Source organism: Streptomyces sp. NPDC028305, assembly GCF_055569495.1.
Genome location: NZ_JBVHTN010000007.1, coordinates 817411 through 843047, shown reverse-complemented (window position 1 = coordinate 843047; position 25637 = coordinate 817411). Strand labels below are relative to the sequence as shown.

Annotated in this window: 19 protein-coding genes and 1 pseudogene; 6 read left to right on the top strand and 14 right to left on the bottom strand. The window is 72.9% G+C overall.

All coding sequences use genetic code 11. From position 1 onward, the window contains the following. Positions 1–117: 117 nt before the first annotated feature. Positions 118–1293, top strand: a complete 1176-nt coding sequence (locus ACZ4WQ_RS33180; RefSeq protein WP_385345968.1) for an AI-2E family transporter — start codon at positions 118–120, stop codon at positions 1291–1293. A gap of 7 nt (positions 1294–1300) precedes the next feature. Here ACZ4WQ_RS33180 and ACZ4WQ_RS33175 read toward each other — a convergent pair whose 3' ends face one another. Together ACZ4WQ_RS33175 and ACZ4WQ_RS33170 are read right to left on the bottom strand one after the other, a co-directional pair. Beyond that, positions 1301–2884, bottom strand: a complete 1584-nt coding sequence (locus tag ACZ4WQ_RS33175; protein ID WP_468022668.1) for a hypothetical protein — start codon at positions 2882–2884, stop codon at positions 1301–1303. Beyond that, a complete protein-coding gene (locus ACZ4WQ_RS33170) occupies positions 2881–3795 on the bottom strand; it encodes an ATP-binding cassette domain-containing protein (protein WP_468022667.1) in 915 nt (304 codons plus the stop codon). The genes ACZ4WQ_RS33175 and ACZ4WQ_RS33170 overlap by 4 nt, the downstream gene beginning before the upstream one ends. Before the next feature lie 136 nt (positions 3796–3931). Between ACZ4WQ_RS33170 and ACZ4WQ_RS33165 the strand changes: the two genes are divergently transcribed. The 3 genes from ACZ4WQ_RS33165 (at position 3932) to ACZ4WQ_RS33155 (ending at position 7268) form a co-directional block, all read left to right on the top strand. Further along, on the top strand, positions 3932–5200 hold the full coding sequence (locus ACZ4WQ_RS33165) for a sensor histidine kinase (RefSeq protein WP_468022666.1): 1269 nt from the start codon (positions 3932–3934) through the stop codon (positions 5198–5200). Beyond that, positions 5197–5877 carry a response regulator transcription factor gene (locus tag ACZ4WQ_RS33160; RefSeq protein WP_468022665.1) on the top strand — a complete coding sequence of 227 codons (681 nt, stop codon included), beginning with the start codon at positions 5197–5199 and terminating at the stop codon, positions 5875–5877. Before ACZ4WQ_RS33165 ends, ACZ4WQ_RS33160 begins: the two co-directional genes overlap by 4 nt. A gap of 209 nt (positions 5878–6086) precedes the next feature. Beyond that, on the top strand, positions 6087–7268 hold the full coding sequence (locus ACZ4WQ_RS33155; RefSeq protein ID WP_468022664.1) for a S1 family peptidase: 1182 nt from the start codon (positions 6087–6089) through the stop codon (positions 7266–7268). 71 nt (positions 7269–7339) lie between these two features. Here ACZ4WQ_RS33155 and ACZ4WQ_RS33150 read toward each other — a convergent pair whose 3' ends face one another. Further along, positions 7340–8683, bottom strand: coding sequence for a Gfo/Idh/MocA family protein (locus ACZ4WQ_RS33150; protein ID WP_468022663.1), 1344 nt, complete (start codon positions 8681–8683; stop codon positions 7340–7342). Between the two features lie 286 nt (positions 8684–8969). On the opposite strand from ACZ4WQ_RS33150, the gene ACZ4WQ_RS33145 reads away from it, so the two are divergent. Next, entirely contained in the window at positions 8970–10886 is a 1917-nt protein-coding gene (locus ACZ4WQ_RS33145; protein ID WP_468022662.1) for a glycoside hydrolase family 97 protein, read from the top strand. 59 nt (positions 10887–10945) lie between these two features. Here ACZ4WQ_RS33145 and ACZ4WQ_RS33140 read toward each other — a convergent pair whose 3' ends face one another. From ACZ4WQ_RS33140 to ACZ4WQ_RS33105, 8 genes and pseudogenes are all read right to left on the bottom strand, one after another. After that, a complete protein-coding gene (locus tag ACZ4WQ_RS33140; protein ID WP_311728686.1) occupies positions 10946–11170 on the bottom strand; it encodes a DUF2277 domain-containing protein in 225 nt (74 codons plus the stop codon). 37 nt (positions 11171–11207) lie between these two features. Further along, on the bottom strand, positions 11208–12611 hold the full coding sequence (sthA, locus tag ACZ4WQ_RS33135; protein ID WP_358842406.1) for a Si-specific NAD(P)(+) transhydrogenase: 1404 nt from the start codon (positions 12609–12611) through the stop codon (positions 11208–11210). A gap of 128 nt (positions 12612–12739) precedes the next feature. Continuing rightward, the gene (locus ACZ4WQ_RS33130) at positions 12740–15088 is read right to left on the bottom strand and encodes a glycoside hydrolase family 65 protein (RefSeq protein ID WP_468022661.1); all 2349 of its coding nucleotides are present in this window, start codon (positions 15086–15088) and stop codon (positions 12740–12742) included. Further along, positions 15085–15831 (bottom strand): HAD family hydrolase, encoded by a 747-nt coding sequence (locus tag ACZ4WQ_RS33125; RefSeq protein ID WP_311728689.1) that lies wholly within the window; start codon positions 15829–15831, stop codon positions 15085–15087. The genes ACZ4WQ_RS33130 and ACZ4WQ_RS33125 overlap by 4 nt, the downstream gene beginning before the upstream one ends. A 90-nt stretch (positions 15832–15921) precedes the next feature. Then, positions 15922–16818 carry a Gfo/Idh/MocA family protein gene (locus ACZ4WQ_RS33120; RefSeq protein ID WP_468022680.1) on the bottom strand — a complete coding sequence of 299 codons (897 nt, stop codon included), beginning with the start codon at positions 16816–16818 and terminating at the stop codon, positions 15922–15924. A gap of 209 nt (positions 16819–17027) precedes the next feature. Next, positions 17028–17841: pseudogene (locus ACZ4WQ_RS33115) on the bottom strand (RNA-guided endonuclease InsQ/TnpB family protein); the annotation flags it as partial. A 142-nt stretch (positions 17842–17983) separates the two neighbouring features. Further along, the gene (locus ACZ4WQ_RS33110) at positions 17984–18361 is read right to left on the bottom strand and encodes a toxin Doc (protein ID WP_311728691.1); all 378 of its coding nucleotides are present in this window, start codon (positions 18359–18361) and stop codon (positions 17984–17986) included. A 2-nt stretch (positions 18362–18363) separates the two neighbouring features. Beyond that, positions 18364–18609, bottom strand: a complete 246-nt coding sequence (locus tag ACZ4WQ_RS33105; protein ID WP_014174261.1) for a hypothetical protein — start codon at positions 18607–18609, stop codon at positions 18364–18366. A 140-nt stretch (positions 18610–18749) separates the two neighbouring features. On the opposite strand from ACZ4WQ_RS33105, the gene ACZ4WQ_RS33100 reads away from it, so the two are divergent. Beyond that, complete coding sequence (locus ACZ4WQ_RS33100; protein WP_385345953.1) at positions 18750–19733, top strand: aldo/keto reductase; 984 nt, start codon at positions 18750–18752, stop codon at positions 19731–19733. A 10-nt stretch (positions 19734–19743) separates the two neighbouring features. Here ACZ4WQ_RS33100 and ACZ4WQ_RS33095 read toward each other — a convergent pair whose 3' ends face one another. The 3 genes from ACZ4WQ_RS33095 to ACZ4WQ_RS33085 all read right to left on the bottom strand — a co-directional run bounded on the left by ACZ4WQ_RS33095 (position 19744) and on the right by ACZ4WQ_RS33085 (position 25501). Further along, positions 19744–21666: a cellulase family glycosylhydrolase gene (locus ACZ4WQ_RS33095; protein WP_468022660.1), complete on the bottom strand. Its 1923-nt coding sequence runs from the start codon at positions 21664–21666 to the stop codon at positions 19744–19746. 210 nt (positions 21667–21876) lie between these two features. Then, entirely contained in the window at positions 21877–23460 is a 1584-nt protein-coding gene (locus ACZ4WQ_RS33090; protein ID WP_468022659.1) for a glycosyl hydrolase 53 family protein, read from the bottom strand. 43 nt (positions 23461–23503) lie between these two features. Next, complete coding sequence (locus tag ACZ4WQ_RS33085) at positions 23504–25501, bottom strand: beta-galactosidase (protein ID WP_468022658.1); 1998 nt, start codon at positions 25499–25501, stop codon at positions 23504–23506. Positions 25502–25637 lie beyond the last annotated feature (136 nt).

Below are 25637 nucleotides of genomic sequence, written 5' to 3'. Positions count from 1 at the left end.
TGCCGTCATGGGGCGACACGTCCCTGATTGAATTGGCGTACACATCGGCACATACCGGCATGATTCAGATCCGTGCCGGCCGCGCGGGACCGGGACGCAGGAGGCGGTGGCGCCCAGGTGAGCAGCACATCTCGCCCACCGGACGGCCGACGCGCGCGGCGCGTGGTGCGGGGCAGCCGCCCCGGCGGAACGACCCCGGGGGCGGTGGCCCGGGCGCGCGCCGCCGCGCCGGACCGGAGGGCGGCCGGGCAGGGCGGGGGCGAACGCGTACACCCCGCGCTGCGCCTCGCGGCCGGGTACGCGTGGCGGCTGCTGGTGGTCGGGGCGCTCGTCTACGCGGCGTTCAAGGTGCTGGGGCGCTTCGAACTCGTCGCGGTCGCGGTGTTCCTGGGGCTGGTGGTGACCGCGCTGCTGCGGCCGCTGGCCGATCTGTGCGCGCGGGCGCTCCCCCGGCCGCTCGCGGTGGCGGTGGCGCTGATCGGCAGCATCGTCGTGGTGCTCGGTCTGCTGGCGCTGGTGGGCAGCGTGGCGGCCGCGGAGGCGGGCAAGCTGGTGGGCGAGTTCCGCGGCGGGGTGGGCCGGATCAGCCGCTGGCTGGAGCAGCCGCCGTTCCGGATCAGGCACGGCACGCTTCAGGGGCTGCACGAGCGGATCAGCACCTTCGTCTCCGCCCACCGGGGAGCGCTGATCAGCCGGGCGGTCAGCGGCGCCAACCGGGCCGTGGAAGCGCTCACCGGCGCGGCCCTGGCCCTGTTCTGCTCGGTGTTCTTCATCTACGGCGGCGACCGGATGTGGCTGTGGTTCCACGCCCAGCTGCCCGAGTCCGCCCGGTCGGTGTGGGACCGGGGGGCCCGGGCTGCGTGGACCACGTTCGCGGGCTATACGCGCGGCATCATCATCGTGGCGGCCGCCAACGCGACCATGGTGGGCATCGCCCTGTTCCTGCTGCGGGTGCCGCTGGCGCTGCCGCTGACGGTGCTGGTGTTCATCGCCACCTTCATCCCGCTGATCGGCGCGCCCATCGCGCTGGCCGTGGCGACCGTGGTGGCGCTGGCCGGGCGGGGCCCGGTCATCGCCGCGATCGTGCTGGTGCTCATCGTCGTCGTCGGCCAGATCGAGGGCCATGTGCTGCACCCGCTGGTGATGAGCTGGGCGGTGCAGCTGCACCCGGTGGTCGTGGCGATCTCGGTCATCGCCGGCAGCCTCGTCGCCGGGGTGATCGGCGCGATCGTGGCCGTGCCGCTGGTGTCGGTCGTCTGGTCCGTGGTGCGCACGCTGCGCTCCGAGCCCTGACGGCGGCTCAGCCCTTGCCGCGCCGCGCGGCACCGGCCGCGAAGACGGCGCCGAGCAGCAGCGCGGACAGGGCGGCGACGGCCGCCGCGGGCGGTCCGGCCGGGTGGCCGCCGGACCGGACCGCGCCCATGAAGTCGAGCAGCGGCAGTCCGTTGGCGGTCGCGTACCACAGCGGCAGATAGACGGCCTGGAAGAGCCGGTGGGTGCGGCTGAGCGTGCCCAGGGCCAGAGCCAGCGACGGGACGAAGAGCGCGCCACCGGCCCAGGCGCCGGCCCCGGCCCAGTCGGCCGCCGCGACGAACCGCACCAGCGGGGCGAGTGCGGCCAGCGCCGTGACCGCGAGCCCGGACAGCCATTCGGCGAGCGTTCCGCGGCGCCGTGCCGGGTAGGCGCCGAGCAGCGACTCCACGCCGTACTCGTGGCGCTGGGTGCCCAGGCGCGACCAGATGAGGACGGGCCAGATCCAGGCCGCCGGGAGGACGAACCGGGGTATCGCCGAGAGCGGCGCCACCAGACCGGCGACCGTGATGGCCGCGGCGACCGCCCACCACCACGGCGGGGTGCCCTGAAGGAGGATGCGGAGCTCGCCGGCCAGCAGCCGCCCGAGGGCGCCGCCCGGGCGCACCGCGGTGCGCGGCGGCCCGGTGAACACCGGCGCCGTCGGGTCCGCCGCGGGCGCGGGCGGGGGTGTGCCGTCCGGCCGGGCCCGCCGGGGCGGCGGTGCCGCGCCGGCGCGGGCGGGGTCGAACCGGCCGAACCAGAGGGCGGGGAGGAGCGCCACCAGAGCCCCCGCCAGGACCAGGGTCAGCCGCGCGGCCACGAACTCCGTGCCCGGGGTGAACCCCTGCCATTCAAAGGTCCGCAGTGGCCGGTCGATGTAGGTCAGGCCCAGGCTGAACTCCTGGCCGGACAGATCGAGGCCACGGGCCGTCATGTCGCCGTGCATCGAGGCGACGACGCCGTGCACCCCGAGGCCGCCGAGCGGTGCGCCGGGCCCCTGGCCGCCGAACGCAACGGCCAGCCACACGAAGAACCAGATGACGTTTCCGAGCCCCTTGCGCAGCAGGGGCGTGGCGTCGAACAGCAGCGCGGCCGCGGCCGTCGCCGCCACCAGGGGGAGGGTGATCAGTGCGAAGGGCAACAGCAGCGGGCCGGGTTCGACGGTGTCGGACTCGCCGCGGGCCAGTTGCATCACCGGCGCGGTGAGCGCGAGCACCGCCGCCATGGAGCCGAGCACCATCGCGTTGCTGAGGAATTTCGCCGCGAGGTAGCCGGAGCCGCGCAGCGGTGTCGCGGCGAGGAGCCGGCCCACGCCGGTGGCCTCGTCCCGGGCGACGGTGCCGCGTACGACGTAGAAGCCGCCGAGCGTCAGCCACAGCGCCCCGGCCAGCGCGGTCGCCATGCCGGTGTAGGCGCTGTTGTAGACGCCGCGGTAGTCGCCGAGCTGCATGATGACCCAGCGGGTGCCGGGGTCCGGCACGGCCAGGTAGCCGAGGCCGACCGCGGCCGCCAGGGTCAGCGCGTAGGCGGGGCGCCGGGCCCGCTCCCGGAAGTCGGCGAGGGCGAGCCTGCCGAGCCGGCCGGCCGTCATCGCCGCGCCTCCCACCGCGGGTCGGCGAGGGGGACGTCCGGTTGGACGTCCGGCTGATGGATGACGGCGAGGTAGGCGTCCTCCAGATCCGGGGCCACCGGTTCCGCGTCCCGGTACGGCGCCTCGGGGGCCAGCAGCCGCAGCCGTACCCCGGCGGCCGTGCGCACGGCGCGGCTGACCGGGTAGCGCGTCTGTGCGGCGGCGGCCTGCTCGGGGCCGACCAGCGCCTCCCACACCTGCCCGGCCACCTCGCCCAGCAGCTCCTCGGGGGTGCCGCGGCGCCGCAGCCGCCCGTGGGCGACCACCGCGATGTCGGACGCCACCGATTCGACGTCGGAGACGATGTGTGTGGACAGCATCACCACCCGGTCGGCGGCCAGTTCGCTGAGCAGGTTGCGGAAGCGCACCCGCTCCTGCGGGTCGAGGCCGGCGGTCGGCTCGTCGACGACGATCACCCGCGGGTCGCCGAGCAGGGTCTGCGCGATGCCCACCCGGCGCAGCATCCCGCCGGAGTATCCGCCCAGGGGGCGTCCGGCCGCCTCGGTGAGGTTGACGAGTTCGAGCAGTTCGTCGATGCGGGCGCGCGCGGCGCGGGCCGCGATGCCCTTCGCCGCGGCGAGGTAGGAGAGGAATTCCCGCGCGGTCAGGTGGGGGTAGACGCCGAAGTCCTGCGGCAGATAGCCGAGCGCCCGGCGCAGGACGTCCGGCCGCGCCACCGCGTCCACCCCGTCGTACAGGACTCTTCCGGCGGTGGGGCGGGTGATGGTGGCGGCCATCCGCATCAGAGAGGACTTTCCTGCGCCGTTGGGGCCCAGCAGACCCAGCAGGCCGGGGCCCAGACGGAGCGTCATGTGGTCGACGGCGCGTTTTCCGCCCCGGTAGACCTTGCTGACATCGATCAGTTCGAGCATGGGGCCACTGTCGCCGGGCTGGGTGTGCGGGCGCTTCCCGGCGGGGAGGGAATTCCGCTTCCCCCGGTCGGGGGAAGGCGTCTCTGGCTCTCAGGGGGGAGGCGGATCGTGTGGGGTGGCCACGATACTTGTGCCCGTGTGGAGAGCGCCCGACTGGAAATGGCCCTGGTGGCAGGCGATCGGCTGTGCGGACACCGTGCGGGGCTGGGCGTACGCGCTGACCGGCGCGGCCTGGAGCCTGCCGCCGATCGCGGTGGCGCTCGCCGTGGCGGCGGGGGCGGCGCGGTCGTGGCCGGCGGGGCTTCGCTGGGTGTGTTTCGGCGCCGTGTTCGCGGCGCTGCTCGCGGCCGCCGGCCGCCTGCGCGCGGTGCGCGCGAGGTGTGTCCGCCTGGCCAACCGGCTGCTTCGCGCCGGCCTGCCCGCGCCCGTCGCGTCCCCCGGCGCCGGCCGGCCCGATGTGCTGCGCACCCCGGCGTGGCTGGCGCTGCACATGGCGGTGGGCTGGGCGGTGGTGGCCGTGACGGGTCTGCTGGTGATGGCGGCGGCGGTGCTGCCCGCGGTCTGGCTCGGCGGTGGCGAGCGGATCGCCCTGCTCGGTCTGTCGGTGCGGGTGGCGGGCGGCTGGCGGGGCGGGTGGGCCCCGTTCGCCGCGGTCGGCTGCCTCGCGGTGGCGGCGTGGGTCTGCGCGGGCGCGGTGGCCGTCCTGCGGTCGGCGGCCCCGGCCCTGCTCGGCCCCCGGCCGGCCGAGCGGCTGGCCGCGCTCGAGGAGCGGACGCGCCTGCTGGCCGGGCGCAACCGGCTGGCCCAGGAGTTGCACGACTCCATCGGGCACACCCTCACGGCCGCCACCATCCAGGCCGCCGTGGCGGCGGAGTTGATGGAGCGGGAGCCGGAGGCGGCCCGGCGCGCGCTCAGCAGCATCGAGGAGTCCTCCAGGAGCGCGATGGACGACCTGGACCATGTGCTCGGTGTGCTGCGGGAGGGCAAGGCCCCGGCGGCCCCGCAGCACACCCTGGGCGATCTGCACGCCCTGCTGGAGCGGGTGCGGCTGACCGGCACCGAGGTGCGCGCCGACATCGACGGCGACTGGGCGCGGGTCCCGGCGGCCGTGTCCCGGGAGGCCTACCGCATCGTCCAGGAAGGGCTGACGAACGCCCTGCGCCATGCCCACCGGGCGCCGGTGACGCTGCGCGTGGCGGTGACGGACGACTGGCTGGAGGCGGAGCTCAGCAACCCGATGGCGGGCGCCCGCGCGCTCGGGCTCACCCGGCCCGGGCGGCGGGGGCAGGGCCTGGCCGGGATCGCCGAGCGGGTGCGGCTGCTGCGCGGCGAGGTCACCACCGGGCCCGCGCCGGACGGCCGGTGGCGGCTGCTGGCCCGGATACCGCTACGGTCGGCGCCATGAACGACGCGCCCCTGAACGACGCGCCTGTGACCGTGCTCATCGCCGACGACGAGGAGCTGACCCGCACCGGGCTGCGGGCGCTGCTGTCGGCCAAGCCGGACCTGGAGGTGGTGGGCGAGGCGGCGGACGGCGGGGAGGTGCTGCCCCTGGTCCGGGCCACCCGCCCGGATGTGGTGCTGATGGATGTGCGGATGCCCGGGATGGACGGCATCGAGGCGACCCGGCGGCTGCGGTCGGCCCTGGCCGACCCGCCGAAGGTCGTGGTGATCACGACCTTCGAGAGCGATGACCACGTCTATGACGCACTGCGGGCGGGCGCCGACGGCTTCCTCCTCAAGCGCACCCCGGCGCAGGCGATCGCCCACGCGATACGGCTGGTGGCCACGGGTGACTCGGTGCTCTTCCCCGACGCCGTGCGCAGGCTGGTGGCGGCCCGTCCGCTGCCCCCGGCCGGCCCGCCCGCCGGCCAGGCGCCGCTGACCGTCCGTGAGACCGAGATCCTGCGGCTCATGGCGACCGGCCTGTCCAACCCGGATATCGCGGGCCACCTGACGGTCAGTCTGGAGACCGTCAAGACGCATGTGAGCAATCTGCTGACCAAGCTGGGCGCCCAGAACCGCACCCAGGCCGTGATCCTGGCCTATGAGTCCGGCCTGGTCGTCCCCGGTGGCCGCTGAGCCGACGGAGGCACCGGCCGGGACGGGCCGGAGCGCATGGCGCCTGGGAGAACCCCTAGAGGTTTCCCCCGAGCGGCCCCACCGCCCGCCATTGGTATGGACATATCAAGTCCGCGCACTCTAGGCTCCTCCGCGATCGGCCATGAGAGCGCTCTCAGGTCTCCCCCTGTTCTGCCCTCGTCCCGCAGTGCGACAGAAGGAGAACTGCCATGCGACGCACGACCGCCGTCCGTGTCGGCCTGTCCGCCCTACTCGTCCTCGGCTCCCTCTCGGGGGCCGGAGCCGCGCTCTCCACCGCCACGGCGGCTCCGAGCTCCGACTCGTCCGCGCCCTCCACGAAGCTCGTCAGCGCCCTCGGCCGCGATCTGGGGCTGACGGAGGGCCAGGCGCGGACCCGGCTGAGCCAGGAAGCGACGGCCATGAAGCTGGCACCGAAGGCCGAGCGCGCCGCGGGCAAGGCGTTCGGCGGTTCCTGGTTCGACGCGGACACCGGAAAGCTGGTCGTCGGCGTCACCGGCGAGAAGCAGGCCGAGGCCGTGCGGGCGACCGGCGCCACCGCCCGGACCGTCCGGCACACCGCGAAGGAGCTCGACGCGGTGAAGGCGAGACTCGACGACAAGGCCGGGAAGAAGGCCGCCCCGGCCGGGGTGAGCAGCTGGCGCGTCGACCCGAAGGCGGGCAGCGTGGTGATCTCCGTACGCCGGGGGTCCGAGGGCGACGCCGCCGTACGCGCGTTCGTCGACGAGGCGAAGAACCAGGCCGCGCGGGCGGGTTCGGTCCCGGTCGCGGTCGAGAAGGCCGCCGCGCAGGCGCCGGCCACCCTGGCCGCGGGCACGGTCGGCGGCGACCCGTACTACACCGGCAACGTCCGCTGCTCCATCGGCTTCTCGGTGCAGGGCGGCTTCGTCACGGCCGGACACTGTAGCGGGGCCGGCGCCTCCGTCAACGGCTGGGACGGCTCGTACATCGGCAACTTCCAGGGCTCGTCCTTCCCCGGCAACGACTACGCGTGGGTCAGCGTCGGCAGCGGCTGGTGGACCGTCCCGGTGGTGCTCGGCTGGGGCACGGTGCCCGACGCGCTGGTCCGCGGCTCCGCGGAGGCCCCGGTGGGCGCCTCGATCTGCCGCTCCGGGTCCACCACCCACTGGCGCTGCGGCACGGTGCTGGCCAAGAACGAGACGGTGAACTACAGCCAGGGCGCGGTGTACCAGATGACCAAGACCAATGTGTGCGCCGAGGGCGGTGACTCGGGCGGTTCGTTCATCAGCGGCGACCAGGCCCAGGGCGTGACCTCCGGCGGCTGGGGCAACTGCTCCAGCGGCGGCGAGACCTGGTTCCAGCCGGTGAACGAGATCCTGTCGGTGTACGGACTGCGGCTGCACACCGCCTGAGTGCCGAGCGCCTGAGGGCAGACGTGGGAGGCGGGCCGTGTCCGGCCCGCCTCCCACTGTCGGCTATCGGGTCACACCCGCACCACGTCCGCGATGTCCATGGGGAGCCCGGTGGCGAAGGACCGGTTGGCCGCCAGGCCCGCGGCCAGGGCGAGCGCCCCGTCCACCTCGTTCGCCCGCAGCCCGGCCGCGTCGCCGGTGTCGGGCGCGGCCTCGGGGTCGGCGGACCCGTAGAGGGCGTCCAGCATGCGGGCGTCGCCGCCGCCGTGTCCGGCGTGGTCGAAGTCCGTGACGGCCACCTCGTGCGGGGGCTCCCACAGCGGGTGAACGGTGATGCGGTGGCCGCCCGCGTTGGCGAGGGCGGTGTCGCCGTGGACCGCACCCTTGGCGGAGGCGAGACGGGCCCGGGGCGGCTGCCACAGGCTCTCCTCGACCTGAAGCTCGAGGCGGCCGCGGGTGCCGTTGAACATCACCCGGTAGCCCTCCCACGGCGAGTAGGCGGTGAGGTGGTACGTCATGGTGGCGCCGGTGGAGTAGCGCACGAGGAGCGCCATGTCGTCCTCGATGGTGATGTCGTCGCCGAAGACGTTGCGGTCGCGCAGATAGCCGTCCTCGGCCTCCGCCCGCAGATACAGGGAGTTCAGCGCCTCGTTGTCCTCCAGGTGGACGGCGAAGGGGTCGTCGGCCGCGGCCTGCGCCCCATGGGCCCGGTCGTAGTCGCGCCGGTAGCCGGTGCGCTCCCCCGCCTCCCGGCCGTAGAAGGCGAGCCGCCCGTAGCCGAAGACCTGCTCGGGGCGGGCGCCGAGCCACCAGTTGACGAGGTCGAAGTGGTGGCTGGACTTGTGCACCATCAGGCCGCCGCTCTTGGCCTTCTCGCGGTGCCAGCGGCGGAAGTAGTCGGCGCCGTGGCGCACGTCGAGCAGCCACTCGAAGTGCACGGACAGCACATCACCGACGGCGCCTTCGGCCAGCAGCCCGCGCACCCGCTCATGGACGGGGTTGAAGCGGTAGTTGAAGGCCACGGAGAGGCTGTTGCCGGTGCGGCGCACCGCCTCCAGGATGCGGGCGCAGCGCTCGGCGTCGACGGTCATGGGCTTCTCGGTGACGACGCGCGCGCCGTGCTCCAGGGCGGGGACGATGTAGTGGTCGTGGAGCGCGTCCACGGTGGTGACCAGCACCTCGTCGATGTCCTCGGTGCGCAGCAGCCGTTCGAAGTCCTCAGCGCCGTACGCGGTGGCCGCCGGGCGGCCCGCGGCGGCGAGCAGGTCGTTGTGGTGGGCGATCCGCACCGGGTTGGGGTCGCACAGGGCGGCGACATGCAGTTGCGGGCGGCGGGAGAAGGCTTCGGTGAAGGTCTGTGCTCGGTGGCCGGTGCCGACGATGGCGACGCGCCTGGCTGGGGTGGTGGCGGCCATGCGATTCCTCTCCCGCTGCTGGGCTGATTGAAGATCCAGGGAAGAGTTGCATTCGTTTGCAGACCCGTCAATGGTCATGGGGGAAGTGACGGGGCGTCTGCCGCGGCCATGGGATGAAACGTGTGGGAACGATTGCAGGGATGCCTGCGACGGCGCATACGCATGACTATCGGCCACTATAGATCCGATCTATTGCGCCATCTCTCCCCTTCTTTCCCCTCAACGGCGCCCAACCCCTCCCCAGTTATCGGATGACTGGGTAACGTATCGGGCTCGGGAGGCAATCATGGCGAGATCTGTCAGACGCACCACCCTGGCTCTTCTGCTCAGCGGCGTGCTCTCGATGACGCTGTTCGTCTCGGCACCCGCACATGCCCAGGACTCCGCGTGGACCGTGAGCGGCCCCTCGGCGCGCTCCGGCCCGCAGGCCCGGCTGCAACTCGACTCGGCCGCGGGCGCCCTGACGCTCCAGGTGTCGCGGGGCGGCCGTACCGTGCTCGAACCCTCGCCCGTCGGCATCCGCACCGAGAGGGCGGATCTGTCGCGGGGACTGCGTTTCCTGGGGCGCGAGCGCCATGTGGTCGCGGAGCGCTACCGGACCACCGCCGGCAAGGACCGCTCGCGCGACGTACGCATGACGGAGACGAGGTTCCGGTTCCGCGGCGGCGAGGGCACCCGGCTCGACCTCGTGGTCCGGGTCTCGGACGACGGCGTCGCCTACCGCTATGTCCTGCCGAAGGGCAGCGGGGACGTCCTCGGCGAGACCTCGGCCTTCACCCTGCCGGCGGACGCGACCGCGTGGCTGGGCGCCTACCGGCGCGACAACGAGAACCTGTTCAACGAGTACCCGGCGGCCACCGCGCCGACCGGCGAGTACATGGCACAGGCGCTGTTCGAGACGCGGGGCGGCTACGCCCTGATCGCCGAGTCCGACCTGACCGGCCGCTACTCCGCCGCCCGCCTGGTGCACGAGTCGGGCCAACCCACCTATCGCATCGGGCTGTGGGACGAGCGCGTGGAGTCCGACGGCGGGCTGAGCACACCGTGGCGGGCGCTGGTCGTGGGCGACCTCGCGACCGTCACGGAGTCCACTTTCACCGACGACCTCGCGCCCGCCTCGCGGGTCGCCGACACCTCGTGGATCCGGCCGGGGCCCGCCCTGTGGACCTGGCTGGCCGGGGGGCGCCCGGCCGGGCAGAGCCTGGCCATGCAGAAGGAGTATGTGGACTACGCGGCCCAGCGCGGCTGGCCGTATGTCGTGGTCGACGCGGGCTGGTACTTCGACCCGGACCAGTGGGACGTGACCGACCCCGACTGGCAGACGAACAGCTGGATGCCGGAGCTCGTCGGGTACGCGCGGGAGCGCGGCGTCGGCATCCAGGTCTGGATGCACCAGCGCGACCTGGACACGGCCGAGGAGCGCGCGCAGTGGCTGCCCGCCCTGGAGCGCTGGGGCGTGAAGGGCGTGAAGATCGACTTCATGGACTCCGAGTCCCAGGCCACGCTGCGCTGGTACGACGAGATCCTCCCGGCCACCGCCGCCCACCACCTGCTCGTCAACTTCCACGGCTCCACGATCCCCAAGGGCATCCAGCGCACCTGGCCGCAGGTGATGACGATGGAGGGGGTCAACGGCGAGGAGAAGCGCGTCAACACCGCGCAGCACCTGGCCATCCTCCCCTTCACCCGCAATGTCATCGGCTCCATGGACTTCACCCCCGGGGCCTTCCACCGCCCGCAGCGCCCGAACGCGGCCTCGGACGCCGGGGAGCTGGGGCTGTCCGTGCTGTACGAGTCGGGCATCCAGAACCTCGCGGGCACCCCCGAGTCGTACGACGCGCGCCCGCTCGCCCTGGGCTTCCTCGAACAGCTCCCCGCGGCCTGGGACCGCACCCGGCTGCTCGCCGGGCGGCCGGGCGACAGCGCGGTGCTGGCCCGGGAGAGCGGCGGGCGGTGGTTCATCGGCGGCACCTTCGCCGGTGCCGCCCGCACCGCCGAGGTGCCGCTGCGGCTGGGGCCGGGCACCTGGCGGGTCGATCTGGTCCTCGACGGCCCGGACGGGCTGGGCGGCCTGGTCCGTGAGTCTCGGGTGGTGCGCGGCGGGGACACCCTGTCCGTACCGGTCGTCGCGGACGGCGGCTTCGCGGCCATCGCCTGCCACCCGCAGCCCGGCCGCACCAGCTGCGACCGGCCCGCCTCCTGAGCCGGAAGCACGGTACGCGCCCCCGCCCGCCGCGGCGGGCGGGGGCGGCGAGGGGGCGCTCAGCTCGCGCGGCCACCGCCGCCGCGCACCTCGATGCCGTCGAGAAGCCTGCGGGTGGCCTCGGCCACCGCCTCGACGGCCTGGTCGAACGCCTCGCGGTTGTGGGCGGCGGGCGCGCGGAACCCGGACACCTTGCGGACGTACTGGAGGGCGGCCGCCCTGATGTCCTCGTCGTGGAGCTCGGGCGTCATGGGCGGGCGGAGTGTCTTGATGCTGCGGCACATGCCTCCAGTGTGCGCCCCGGCACTGACAACGGGGGCTTCAGTCCCCGAGGTGGTCGATCTCCCGCATCTTGTTGGTCGCGTCCAGGGCCGCGACCTTGTAGGACTCGGCGAAGGTCGGGTAGTTGAACACCGCGTCGACCAGGTAGTCGACGGTGCCGCCGCAGCCCATCACCGCCTGGCCGATGTGGATGAGCTCGGTGGCGCCGGTGCCGAAGCAGTGCACCCCCAGCAGCCGCCGGTCCTCCGGGGACACCAGCAGCTTGAGCATGCCGTGCGAGTCGCCGACGATCTGGCCGCGGGCCAGCTCGCGGTAGCGCGAGACGCCGACCTCGAAGGGCACGCACGCGTCGGTGAGCTGGTCCTCGGTGCGGCCGATGAAGCTGATCTCGGGGATGGTGTAGATGCCGATGGGCTGGAGGTCGTGGATGGGGTTCACCGGCTCGTCGCAGGCGTGGTACGCGGCGCTGCGGCCCTGCTCCATCGAGGTGGCGGCGAGCGCGGGGAAGCCGATGACGTCGCCGACGGCGTAGATGTGGGGCACGGCCGTGCGGTAGTGCTCGTCCACCGTGATCCGGCCCCGCTTGTCGGCGGTGAGACCGGCCCGGCCGAGGTCGAGTTCGTCGGTCAGCCCCTGGCGTCCGGCGGAGTACATGACCGCGTCGGCGGGGATCTTCTTCCCGCTCTCCAGCACGGTCAGGGCGCCGCGGGCGTGGCGCTCGACCGCGGCGACCGTCTCGCCGAAGCGGAAGGTGACGGCCAGGTCCCGCAGCCGGTACTTCAGCGCCTCGACCACCTCGACATCGCAGAAGTCCAGCATGCCCTCGCGCTGCTCGACCACCGTGACCTTGCTGCCCAGGGCGGCGAACATGGAGGCGTACTCGATGCCGATCACCCCGGCGCCCACGATGACCATGGAGCGCGGCACCCGCTCCATGTTCAGGACGCTGTCGGAGTCCATGATCGTCCGTTCGTCGAACGCCACGGTCGCCGGGCGCGCCGGCCGGGTGCCGGTGGCGATCACGATGTGCTGCGCGGTCAGCAGCTGTTCGTGGCCGTCGGCGTCGCGGACGGCCACGGTGTGGTCGTCCACGAAGCGTCCGGTCCCCGCGAAGAGCGCGACCCGGTTGCGGGACAACTGGCTGCGGATGACGTCCACTTCGCGGCTGACCACGTGCTGGGTACGGGCGGTCAGGTCGGCGACGGTGATCTCGTCCTTGAGCCGGTAGCTCTGGCCGTACAGATCGCGCTGGGTCAGGCCGGTGAGGTAGAGCACCGCCTCCCGTAGGGTCTTGGAGGGCACGGTCCCGGTGTGTATGGAGACACCGCCGACCATGTCGGGCCGGTCGACCACGGCCACGCGGCGGCCCAGTTTGGCCGCGGCGATGGCGGCTTTCTGGCCACCCGGGCCGGATCCGATCACGAGCATGTCAAAGTCGGGCACCCGAGAAGTCTGGCACCCGCCGCCGCCCGCCCGGAAGAGCGAAGGCCCCGGAAGATCGAGGGACCCGGAAGATCGAGGGCTCCGGCAGATCAAGGGCTCCGGCAGAGCGGGACGCCCGCCCCGCGGCCTCAGGCGCGGCGGTCGGGGCGGCGGCCGGGGGGCTGGCGCGGCTCGGGGCGGGTGGTGGGCTCGGGGATCTTGCGCCTCTGCGACGACTTCTCGGTGACGGTGAGCGGCCGCCCGTAGTGGCGGATCTCCAGCGGGGCGCCGCGCACCATGGTGTAGACGGCGGCGGTCTCGGTGATCTCCACCCGCACACTTCTGCCCAGCCATTGAACGGTGAAGGCCAGCCGGGCCAGCTTCTCCGCCGGCAGCTTGGGGGAGAAGTCGAGGGTGCCCTCGCAGTGGCGCATGCCGCCGAACCCGGCCACCAGCGCGATCCAGGTGCCGGCCAGCGAGGCGATGTGCAGTCCGTCACGGGTGTTGTGCTCCAGGTCCCTGAGGTCCATCAGGGCGGCCTCGCCCAAGTAGTCGTAGGCCAGGCGCAGATGGCCCACCTCCGCGGCCATGACGGCCTGGGCGCAGGCGGACAGGGAGGAGTCGCGGACGTTCAGCCCCTCGTAGTAGGCGAAGTTGCGCGCCTTCTCCTCCACGGTGAAGGCGTCGCCGCGCAGATACATCGCCAGTACCAGGTCGGCCTGTTTGACGACCTGCTTGCGGTACAGGTCGAAGTAGGGGAAGTGCATCATCAGCGGGTACTGGTCGGGGTGTGTGCCCTCGAAGTCCCACACCTGGTGGTCGGTGAAGTCGGCCGACTGCTCATGGACGCCCAGGGTTTTGTTGTACGGGATCGTCATGGCCTCGGCGGCGTCCCGCCAGGCCGCGGCCTCCTCGTCGTCCACCCCCAGCGAGGCGCCCTGGTCCCGGTGGCGTTCGACGATGTCCGCGGCGGCGCGCAGGTTCGACTGGGCCATGAGGTTGGTGTAGACGTTGTCGTCGCCGAGCGCGCTGTACTCGTCGGGACCGGTCACCCCGTCGATGTGGAAGCGGCCGTGGTGGTCGTGGTGGCCCAGCGAGCGCCACAGCCGGGCCGTCTCCACCAGCAGTTCCACCGCGCTGTCGCGTTCGAACTCCTCGTCGCCGGTGGCCGAGACATAGCGCACCACGGCGTCGGCCACATCGGCGTTGACGTGGAAGGCCGCCGTGCCGGCCGGCCAGTACCCGGAGCACTCGGAGCCGTCGATGGTGCGCCAAGGGAAGGCGGCGCCGTGGTGGCCGAGCTGGCGGGCCCGCTCCCGGGCGGCGGGCAGCGTGGACTGCCGCCAGCGCAGGGCCTCGGCGACGGATTCGGGGAAGGTGTAGGTGAGCAGCGGCAGCACGAAGGTGTCGGTGTCCCAGAAGGAGTGTCCGTCGTAGCCCGCCCCGGTGAGGCCCTTGGCGGGGATGGCCCGCTCCTCCGCGCGGGCCCCGGCCTGGAGCACATGGAAAAGGCCGAAGCGCACGGCCTGCTGGATCTCGGCGTCGCCCTCGACCTCGACGTCCGCGCGGTTCCAGAAGTCCTCGAGCCAGCCCCGCTGCTGGTCCACCAGACCGTCCCAGCCGGTGCTCGCGGCGCCGGCCAGCGCGGCCTCCACCTGGTCCCGGACGGCGGGCAGCGAGCGGGCGCCGGACCAGCCGTAGGCGACCAGCTTCTCCAGCCGCAGCACCTCGCCCGGCTGGAGCACCGAGGTGACGGTGAGGCGGGCGACGTCCTCGCTGCTCTCGCCCGAGCTGCGGGTGGGCGGCGGTCCGCTGATGAAGTGGTCGGCGGCGGAGGCTACCCGCAGCCGGCTGGCCTCGGTGCAGTGGATCAGGCGCAGCCGCAGGTCCCAGGCGGCGTGCTCCTCGGGCCGCAGGGGGGACTCCAGGGCGGCGGCGGCCCGGGGGTCGCCGGCCCGCTGCGGCAGTTGCTCGTTGGCGACCAGCTCCGACTGGACGACCACCCGGATCTCGGCGTCCACGGCCTCCACCTGGTAGGCGACGGCGGCGATCGCCCGCTGGGTGAGGGAGACCAGCCGGGTGGAGCGCAGCTTCACGGTGACGCCGGAGGGGGAGGTCCATTCGCAGGTGCGGTGCAGCAGCCCGCCGCGCAGGTCGAGCACGCGCTCGTGGGAGCGCAGCCGCCCGTAGCGCAGGTCGAAGGGCTCGTCGTCCACCAGCAGCCTGATGATCTTGCCATTGGTGACGTTGATCATGGTCTGGCCGGACTCGGGGTAGCCGTATCCGGCCTCGGCGTACGGCAGCGGGCGCAGCTCGTGCACGCCGTTGAGATAGGAGCCGGGCAGGCCGTGCGGCTCGCCCTCGTCCAGATTGCCGCGCCAGCCGACGTGCCCGTTGGAGAGCGCGAAGAGGGACTCGCTCTGCGGCAGCACATCGAGGTGGAGCTCGGTCTCGCGCAGCACCCACGGGTCGACGGCGTACGAGGAATCGGTGATCACGAGGCGCCCTCCTCCAGCAGCTCGGCGAGGTCCCGCACCACGATGTCCGCGCCGTGGGCGCGCAGCGCCTCGGCCTGGCCGACCCGGTCGACGCCCACGACCCGGCCGAAGTGTCCGGCGCGGCCGGCCTCCATGCCCGCCAGCGCGTCCTCGAAGACCGCGGCGGCCGCGGGGGCGACGTCCAGTTCACGGGCGGCCGCGAGGAAGGTGTCCGGGTGCGGCTTGCCCGCCAGCCCGCGCTCGGCGGCGACCACGCCGTCGACACGAACCTCGAAGAGGTGCTCTATTTTCGCGGAGATCAGGACATCGCGGCAGTTGGCGCTCGAGGAGACGACCGCGGTGCGCAGGCCCGCGGCGCGGACCGCCTCGACGAAGCGCACCGACCCCGGATACGCCTCGACCCCCTCTTTCCGGATCTTCTCCAGGACCAGGGCGTTCTTGCGGGTGCCCAGGCCGTGCACCGTGTCCAGGCCGGGCGGGTCCTGGTCCGTCCCCTCGGGGAGCTCGATGCCCCGGGAGGCGAGGAAGGTGCGCACCCCGTCGGCGCGGGGCCGCCCGTCGACGTACTCGTCGTAGTCGCCGACCTTGTCGAAGGGGCGGAAGTCAGGGCCCTCGCGGCGGCGGAGGAAGTCGTCGAACATCTCCTTCCACGCCGCCGCGTGGATCACGGCGGTGCGGGTCAGCACCCCGTCGAGGTCGAACAGGCAGGCCCGGACGGTTTGCGGTAGGCGCAGCTCGGTCATGGCTCCCGGTTCCCCAGCAGCCGCCGAAGTATGCGGCGAGCGGGGTGCGGGCGCACGACGGCCGCGGGCGGGCGGCGGACCTGAGGCGGGTCAGCGCGGAGCGACGGTGCGGCCGGTGCGGCGCGAGGCGTCGGCGGCCTCCAGGACGGCCACCACCTCACGGCCGAACCGCACGTCACAGGGGTCGCCGGTCCCGGTGCCGGCGCTGCGCAGCAGCCGGTCCGTGGCCGCGGTGAACGCCTCGACGGCGGTGATCCCGGTGTCGGGCACCTCCGCCACGCCCAGCTCGCCGTAGAAGTCGCAGCTGTGCGCGACGGCGGCGGGCCGGGCGTCGAGGGTGAGCGCGAGCGTGCCGACCGCGCCGGAGCGGTGCCGCAGCAGCACATGCGCCGCGCCGCGCGGCCCGCCGACCGCGGTGACCTCGGCGACCGGGCCCAGGACGGGCAGCAGGACGGACAGGGCGTGCGGGCCGACGTCCCACAGGCCGCCGCGTTCCTTCCGCCACGGGGAGTCCCCGTAGGGGTTGCCGGGCCGGAAGATGGCGGCGAAGGCCGTCGCCCGGCCGCCGTCCCAGCCTCCGGCGGCCGCGGCCCCGGTCAGGAACTCCTCGACGGGTGGCGCGAAGCGGCGGGTGAAGAACACCACGGAGGCCAGCTCGCGCTCCTCGACGGCGCGCACCACGCGGTCGGCTTCCTCGGTGGTGAACGCGAGCGGCTTGTCGAGCAGCAGATGGCACCCGGCGCGGGCGGCGCGCAGCGCCAGGTCGCTCTGGATGTCCGGCGGCAGGGCCACGGCGACCGCGTCGACGTCGGCGATCAGCTCATCGGCCCGGTCGTAGGCCCGGGTGCCGTACCGCTCGGCCAGCGCCCGCGCCTTGGCCGGGTCACGGCCCCAGACGCCCGCCAGCTCCGCCTCGGGGTGCGCGGCGAGGGCCGCGCCCTGTGTCTCGGCCGCCCAGTGGCCGGTGCCCAGCAGTCCGAACCGCAATGCCGCCCCTTTTCTCCCGGTGCCCCGGCCGCCTTCTCCGGGTGCTCCGTCCGTTGCCGGGCGCGATCCTACGCCGCGGGGCGCCGACCGCGGGAGGGGGCTCTCGGGGCCGGCGGCCCGGCCGCGGCGGTGGCAGTGCGAGCCGGTGGACCGCCGGCGGCAGCTCAGGGCTGAGCGCCGCGCTGTACGGCACCGGGCGGACGGTGCTGCGCGACGCCGCCCGGCCTTTGAGGAAGCGCCGTTCGGCAGGAATCCGCCGGGCGCTTCGGGGTCGGACTTCGGTTTGGGCGCACGAACCATGTTCGCGATGTTCAGGCGCTCGTGACCTATCCGGTCGTACCCGCGGACCATCGCAAGCGCGGTCTTGTGCGCGTGGTCGGTGCGCTGACGGCGCACCTTGCGGTGCAGGCCGGCAACCTTCTCCACCGCCCGGCGGTGCCTGGCGCCGCGCTGGTCGCGGCGTCGGTTGCGCGGGAACCCCTTGAGTGCCCGCTGAGCCTCGGCCAGGGCATCGGCGCTGCGCTTCCCGTGTCCGGGGTTTTCGACGTGGGCGCCCTGGGAGGTGGTGAGGAAGTGAGTGACACCCATATCGATGCCGGTCACGGCGCCAGTGGCGGGCAATGGTTCGGCAGGCACGCTGTCGCAGGCGAGGATGACGTACCACTGCCGCCCCTCGCGCTTCACGCTGACGGTCTTGACCCGGCCCTTGACCGCACGGTGCTGGTGCACACGGACGTGCCCGACACCCTGGAAGCGGACACGGGTCACCAGGTCGTGCGGGGTCGAGTCCCACCGGCAGCCGTCCCCGTCCTTCGGGAAGTCCACGGTGTCGAACCAGTTCACCCCCCGGAAACGCGGGTATCCGGGCTTCTCCCCGCCCCTGACCCGGCGGAAGAACGCCTGAAACGCCCTGTCCAGACGGCGAAGCGTGGCCTGCTGCGAGCTGAAGGACCAGCAGCCCTGCCGCTCCGGGTCGAACGCCCGGATCTCCCTCAGCTGCGCCGACTGCTGCCCGTAGCCGATGCCCGTCGTTGCTGATCCACCCGGCGGGCACCTGGTACAACCGCCCCACCGCGGCCACCGCCGTGGCCAACCTCTTCCTCGCCGGGGACTATGTACGGACATGGACCTGGCAACGATGACCTCGGCTGACGGCGGGGGCGGCTCAGATCCGCCAGGAGCGGATGCGGCCCGCCGCGTCGAAGACATCGGCCTTGCCGGACAGGATGTCGCGGACCAGGTCGATCAGCGCGCCGTACGGCGGATCGATGCCCTCGCCGGAGGCGTGCATATAGGCGACGGCCGTGGCGCTGGCGAACCGCGCGTTGCTCCCCGGGAGCGGGCGCAGCAGCGCGATGGTGTGCAGCAGCGCCGCGGCCCGCCACGCGGGGTCCGGGTCGACCCCCAGGCGTGGCGGGTCGACGCGATGCCGGGCCACGGCGGCGACCAGGCCGGAGAAGTCGGAGATGGTCGGCTGTTCCGGCATGACCTCCTCGTGGCGCTGGAGCAGCCAGGGGACGTCGATATGCAGTAGCGGGGCCATGGTCAGGCGGCCTGTCCCGGGTCGTGGGGGCGGTGTTCATCGTCGGGGAACGCGTCGGCGAACGCCTGCGCGTTGTCCGCGAAGAAGCGCCGGAAGACCTCGGCGCCCTCCTGGAGCGCCCGATGGCGGGCGATGTCGGCGACGGTCGCCTCCCGGACGAGGGCCTTCATCGTGGTGCCACGCTCCTTGGCGATCTGGCGGAGGTCCTCAAGTTCCCGATCGCTGAATTCCACGTTGAGAGCTGACATGCTCCCAGCCTACTTGCCAGGTACCCCGACAGCAATCGCCGCAGGTCAAATATTGTTTTTGTAGGTACTTGACAAGGTTGCGGGAGGGTTTGGCGCGGGGTGCGGATACGGTGAGCCGGACCACAGGAGAGAGAGGGACCATGGAGCAGCGTGAGTTCGCCCGGATCGGCCGGACGGTGTCCGTCGTCGGGCTGGGCACCTGGCAGCTGGGCGCGGACTGGGGCGAGGTCCGCGAGGACGACGCGCTGGCCGTGCTGGACGCGGCCGTCGAGTCGGGGGTGACCTTCTTCGACACCGCCGATGTGTACGGGGACGGGCGCAGCGAGCAGCTCATCGGGCGCTATCTGCGAAGCCGCCCGGACGCGCGGATCTTCGTGGCGACCAAGATGGGGCGGCGGCTGCCGCAGGTGGCGGAGAACTACACGCTGGACAACTTCCTGGCCTGGACGGACCGTTCGCGCGCCAACCTCGGGGTGGACACGCTGGATCTGGTGCAGCTGCACTGCCCGCCGTCGTCGGTACACTCCTCCGCCGCCGTCTTCGACGCGCTGGACACGCTGGTGGACCGGGGGCGTGTCGCGGCGTACGGGGTGAGCGTGGAGACCTGCGAGGAGGCGCTGGCGGCGATCGAGCGCCCGGGGACGGCGAGCGTGCAGATCATTCTCAATCCGTTCCGGCTCAAGCCGCTGGAGCGGGTGCTGCCCGCGGCCGCCGCGGCCGGGGTGGGGATCATCGCGCGGGTGCCGCTGGCGTCGGGTCTGCTGTCCGGCCGGTACACCAAGGACACGGTGTTCGCAGAGAACGACCACCGCACGTACAACCGCCATGGCGAGATGTTCGACCAGGGCGAGACCTTCTCGGGCGTGGACTTCGCGGAGGGTGTCGAGGCGGCGGTGGAGTTCGGCGAGCTGGCCCCCGAGGGTGCGACGCCCGCGCAGACCGCGCTGCGGTGGGTCGTCCAGCAGCCCGGGGTGACCTCGGTCATCCCGGGGGCGCGCTCGCCCGAGCAGGCGCGGGCGAACGGCGCGGCGGCGGCGCTGCCCGCGCTGGAGCCGGGCACGCTGGACGCGGTCCGCGAGCTGTACGACCGGCGGATCCGCGCCCAGGTGCACCACCGCTGGTGATGCCGGCGGGTCAGTTCGGGAAGCCGGCGGCCTGCGCCCACCCGCTGAGCTCGCGCTGCGCCGCGGCGCGCAGCTCGGCCGAGGGGGCGGCGGTGCCGTCGGCGACCAGCGCGTAGTGGAGGGTTCCGGCGCCGGGCGGCGCGGAGAGCAGCAGCCGCCGGGCGTCGGTGCCGCCGCTCTCCGCCGCGGTGGCCACGGGGTGGTCGGCGGTGTGTCCGTGCGCGGTGTAGGCGGGCGGGCCGGTGACGGTGCCCAGGTCGGAGACCACGGTGGTGGTGGCGGGGTCGAAGTGGCGGGGCAGATGCAGTTCGGTGGGGGCCTCGGTGGCGCTGTTCTGGCGCCACACCAGCATCCCGTAGCGGCCGGAGCCGACCAGCCGTGCCACATTGGGCAGGCTGCTCGGGACGCGGTCCCAGCTCAGGGTGGTGGAGCCGTCGCGCGAGCGGTCCTCGAAGGTGAAGGCGAGGGTGCGGCCCGCGACCGCGGTCGGGTAGACGCGGTCCAGGAGCCGGGCGTCCTGGCGGAGCACGGCCGCCCCCGTGTCGTCGAGGCGGACGGCCGACAGGTCCTCGTCGTTCCAGGCGTCGCCGTCGGTGAGGATCTTGTCGGGGTTGCCGTTCATCGCCTCGTGGTGGCGCCCGTTGTACAGGTCCCACTGCCACTGGTTGGCGGACAGGACCGGGCCGGAGGCGGCGGCCTTGCTCCACCAGGTGGCGCCGCCGAGCCGGGAGTCCAGCGCCTGGTACAGGCCCTTGACCACGGTCGGCGCCTTGTCGGAGGTGAAGCCGGTCAGCGGGTGTCCGTACTCGCTGACGACGGCGGTGGTGCCGAGCGCGGAGGCGCGGTCGCGCACGGTGGCGAAGTCGGTGGAGTACTGGCCGTCCTGGGCCTTGCCGGGCATGAAGACGCCGGAGATGGCCTTCTGGTCGTAGAAGTGCGTGTTGAACACATAGCGGGAGCCGATGGCGCCGGCGTCGAGCAGTCCGCCCTCGTGGCGCTGGAAGTCGATGTTGGAGTTCCAGAACAGGTTGGGCTCGACGAAGGCGGGCTTGTCGGTCCAGCCGGCGGCGTCCATGCGCGCCCGGAACTTCTCATAGAACGGCCACAGGACGTCCTTCTCCCAGGCGCGGCTGGACTGGCCGCTGTCGTAGCGGCCCGCGTACGGCTCGTTGTACGGATCGAAGCCGACGACGCGGGCGAACTCGTCCGCGGTCAGATGGCCGGCGAGGTAGGCCATCGTCTTCTCGGCGGTGGCCAGGAAGGCGTCCTGGACCCGGACGGGCCCGGCGGAGGTCTCGAGGGTGCGGTTCTTCCAGAAGTCGCGGGTGGCGTCCTGGACGGCCGGGTTCTGGGTGATGTTCTGGCCCCAGTGGACACAGATGCCGCAGGACTCCTTGGCGTAGCCGCCGGCCTTGACGACCCACTGGGGCGCGCCGTCGCCCGAGTACCAGCTGTCCTTGTCGAACAGGTGGCGGGAGTAGAGGTCCTGGTGGAAGTCGGGGTAGATCCGGATCCCGGCGTCCAGGAAGGCCCGCATCTGCTCGGTGGCCCTGCGCAGATACTCCTCGTCGACCTTGCCGGGCTCGGGCTCGGCGTGGGCCCAGGACAGCAGGAAACGGACGGAGTTGGCGCCGGTGAGGCCGCGCATGGCCTGGGCGGACTTCCGGGCGTCGGCGGCGTCCGCGAACGGCAGGCCGTCGTTCTCCGCCAGCTTGACCTCGCCGGAGACATTGAATCCGCGCAGGACGACCTCGCGCCCGTGGCCGTCGGTGAACCGGCCGCTCTGTACGGAGATCCGGTCCGCGGCCGGGCCGTCGGACCAGGGCGGCTCGGCCGCGGCCGCCGTGCCGCCCGGGGCGGTGACCGCCGCCATCAGCAGCAGGGCGGCCGCCCCGAGCAGTCGTGCGCGGCCCGTTCGGAGACGAACTCTCATCCCGTGCGTCACTGTGGTCGCCATGAACCTACCGTCGGGTAAACATGAGCGTCCGTCAACATATCTGGCGCACGAAGGCGGATGAGCCCCTCCTCCCGCTCAGTCCCGGAGCGCTTCTACGCACGGGCTTCCCTCGTCACTGCTCGCTCCTTCGTCGCTGCGCGGCTCCTCAGTCCAGCCCGCGCAGCGCTCCGAAACACGCTCACCCGGTCAGCGGTGGCCGAACCAGTCCATCGCGGGCAGGGCCTTGTCGCCGTAGTCGAACAGCGCCTGGTTCTCCCAGGCGTTACCGGAGCCCGGGTCGGTGGGGTCCCAGCCGCTGCCCTTGACCGCGGTCCAGGCCGGCTCCCAGTAGACGACGCCGAGCCCCCGGCCACCCGGCACCGCCTCCACCACGTTCATCACATCGCGCAGGTTGGCGGCCTGCCCCGCGGGGGTGGCGGGGTAGCCGTCGACGAGCTGGTCGGCGGTGGCGACGTTGTTCGCCAGGCCGTCGTCGTTCGCGAGGGTGTGGGCGTAGGCGGTCTCGGCGACCAGCACCGGCTTGCCGTAGCGGGCCGCCACATCGTCCAGGTTGGCCTGGAGATCGGACAGCGGGCCGTGCCAGTAGCCGTAGTACGACAGGGCGATGACGTCGAACGGCACCTTCTGCGCGACCGCCTGGTCGAACCACCACCTCGTGCCCCCGTTGTCCCCGCCCTTGGCCAGGTGCAGCGCGACCCTGGTGCCGGACGAGACGGCCTTGGCGGCGTTGGCACCGGAGGTGAGCAACCCGGCGAGTTGCGAGAAGTTGCTCGTGGAGCCCTCGGGCCAGAGCATGCCGCCGTTGATCTCGTTGCCGATCTGGACCATGTCGGCCGTGGTGCCCTGCGCCTTGAGCGCGCTGAGCACGTCGTACGTGTGGTCGTACACGTCCTGCTTGAGCCGGCTGTAGTCGTGCCCGGCCCAGGCGGCGGGCTTGGTCTGCTTGCCGGGGTCGGCCCAGCTGTCGGAGTAGTGCAAGTCGATCAGCAGCTTCATGCCCTGGGCCTTGGCACGCTTGGCCATGGCCGCCACCCTGGCCTTGGTGTTGTAGCCGTCGGCCGGGTTCACCCACACCTTCAGCCGCGCGTAGTTCATACCGGAGGCGCGCAGGATGGCCAGGGCGTCGCCGCTCGTGCCGTTGGCGGACCGGTAAGTGGCGCCGAAGGCCTCGTTCTTCGCGAGGGTGGACACGTCCCCGCCCTTGATCGCGAGCCCCGTGCCGCCTTTGGTGAAGGTGAGGTCGTCCAGGTTGGCCCACTCCCCCGCGTGGGCGTCGGAGTTGAGGCTGATGGTGCACTGGCCACTGGTGACCGTGACCGAGGTGACCAGGCGGATCCACCTGCCGTTCGGGGTAGGCGGCAGATCGGTACGCTGCTCGGCGCCGCCGCAGTCGCGCAGGGCGAGGTACGCGGCGTTCTGTCCGCCGCTGGAGCGCACCCAGGCGGTGAGGGTGTACGTGCCGTTCGCGAGGCCGGAAAGATACTGGTAGGTCTGCACCTTGTACGCCGAGGGGGACCAGTGGGACAGCCGGTAGCCGCCGCTGTGACCGCCGGCCTCGGAGTAGGAGGCGTTGTTGTTGCCGGTGGCGGAGTAGGTGCTCCAGCCGGACGGGGTGGCGGTGCCGGTGCCGTCGGCCTCGAATCCGGTATTGGCCAGGGTGCTCGCGGCGTGTGCGGCCGGCGCGGGGAGCGCGGTCAGCAGCAGCGCGCCGAGGGCGGGGAGCGCGGCGGTTCGCAGCAGGGTGCGGGTGGTGCTCCGTATGTCGTGCATCGTCGAGTCCCTTCGACAATGAGCGAGTGGGGGTATGGGCGGTTCAGCCGTCCAGGCGCAGCACGCGGACGGTGCCCGCGGGCACCGCGAGGTGTCCAGCGCTGCGCTCGCCGGTGAGCAGTTCGGTGCCGGGCGTGGGGTGGGGCACCTTGGCGTCGGTGTCGCCGTGGTTGATCGCGAAGAGGTAGCTGCCGCTGTCGCCGGTGCGGTGCACCACCTCCACGTCGCGGGGCAGGTCGGGGCGGTCCGCGAGGCCCGCGTCGGCGCAGACGGGGGCGAGCAGGGTCGCCAGGTCGTGAGGGGCGAGCCGGGTGGAGAGGTACCAGGCGGTGCCCCGGCCGAGCCGGTGGCGGGTGACGGCGGGGTGGCCGGCGGCGAAGCCGTCGGCGTAGGTCCACACGGTCTCGGCACCGCGCTCCACCACGATCTCGGTCCAGACATCGCCGGTGAGTTCGGCCCCGCCTGGACCGGTCAGGCGCACCCGCCCGCCCTCGGCGAGCGGGGAGAACTCCTCGACCACCAGGCCCAGGACGTCGCGCAGCGCGCCGGGGTAGGGGCCGGGGTGCACGGCGTCGTGTTCGTCGACGATGCCGGAGAAACAGGAGACGATCAGGGTGCCGCCGCCCTCGACATACGCGCGCAGGTTGTCCCCGGCGCGTGCGGTGGCGAGGTAGAGGGCGGGCACGACGACGAGCGGATAGCCGCTCAGGTCGGCCTCGGGGTGGGCGAAGTCGACGGTGAGGTGGCGGTCGTAGAGGGTCTCGTAGAAGCTGTCGGCGCGTTCGCGCGCGTCCAGGTCCTCGCTCGGCCGCCACTCCAGCCGCTGCGCCCACCAGGACTGCCAGTCCCAGACCATCGCCGCGTCGGCCACCGTGCGGCTGCCCCGCACCTCGCCCAGCTTGGCGAGGTCCGCCCCGAGCGCCACGACCTCGCGCCATACGCGGCTGTCGGTGCCGGCGTGCGGGAGCATCGCCGAGTGGAACTTCTCCGCGCCGCGCCGTGACTGGCGCCACTGGAAGAACAGGGCGCCCTCGGAGCCGCGGGCCACGTGCCCCAGGCTGTTGCGGGCCATCTCCCCGGGCCGCTTGGCGGGGTTGCGCGGCTGCCAGCTGACGCCGCTGGTGGAGTGTTCGAGCAGCAGCCAGGGCGCGCCGCCGGCGACGGAGCGGGTCAGGTCGGCGGCCATGGCGAGGTTGACGTGGGTGCGGCGGCCGTCGGTGATCAGATAGTGGTCGTTGGTGACCAGGTCGACCTCCCGGCCCCAGGCCCAGTAGTCGGCCGAGTCGCACTGGCTGAGCGCGGTCATGAAGTTGGTGGTGACCGGGATGCCCGGGGACAGCCGGCGCAGGATGTCGCGCTCGGCGGTGAAGTTGGCGCGCATGGTGGCGTCGGCGAAGCGGGCGTAGTCGAGCCGCTGGGCGGGGTTGGCGACGGTGGGGGTGGCGCGCGGCGGGTTGATCTCCTCGAACGCGCCGTAGCGCTGGCCCCAGAAGGCGGTACCCCAGGCGTCGTTGAGCGCGTCCAGGGTGCCGTAACGCTCGCGCAGCCAGTGGCGGAAGCCGTCCGCGCAGGTGTCGCAGTAGCAGGCGCCCACCGGCACTCCGTACTCGTTGTGCACGTGCCACAGGGCGAGCGCGGGGTGGTCGCCATAGCGCCGGGCGAGCTGTTCGGTGATGGCGGCCGCGGCCCGGCGGTAGGCGGGCGAGCTGTGGCAGATGGCGCCGCGTGAGCCGAACTCGTAGCGCACGCCCTCCCGGCTGACCGGCAGGGCCTCGGGGTGGGCGCGGTAGAACCAGGCGGGCGGGGCCACGGTGGGCGTGCCGAGGTCGACGGCGATGCCGGCCTCGTGGAGCAGGGCCAGCAGCCGGTCCAGCCAGCCGAAGTCGTGGCGTCCGGGCTCGGGTTCCAGCAGCGCCCAGGAGAAGATGCCGACGCTGACCATGGTGACCCCGGCCTCGCGCATCAGCCGGATGTCCTCGGGCCAGAGGGATTCGGGCCACTGCTCGGGGTTGTAGTCGCCGCCATAGGCGAGGCCGACCATCAGACCTCCACTCCTGGGAATCACTGGGAACGTGCACAGACCACAGAGCAGCGGCCGCCCCCAGATAACCGCATGGCAACGAGCATTGACAAGCGTCAACCATGTTTCTCTACTGTGAACGCTCACAGATCGCCCA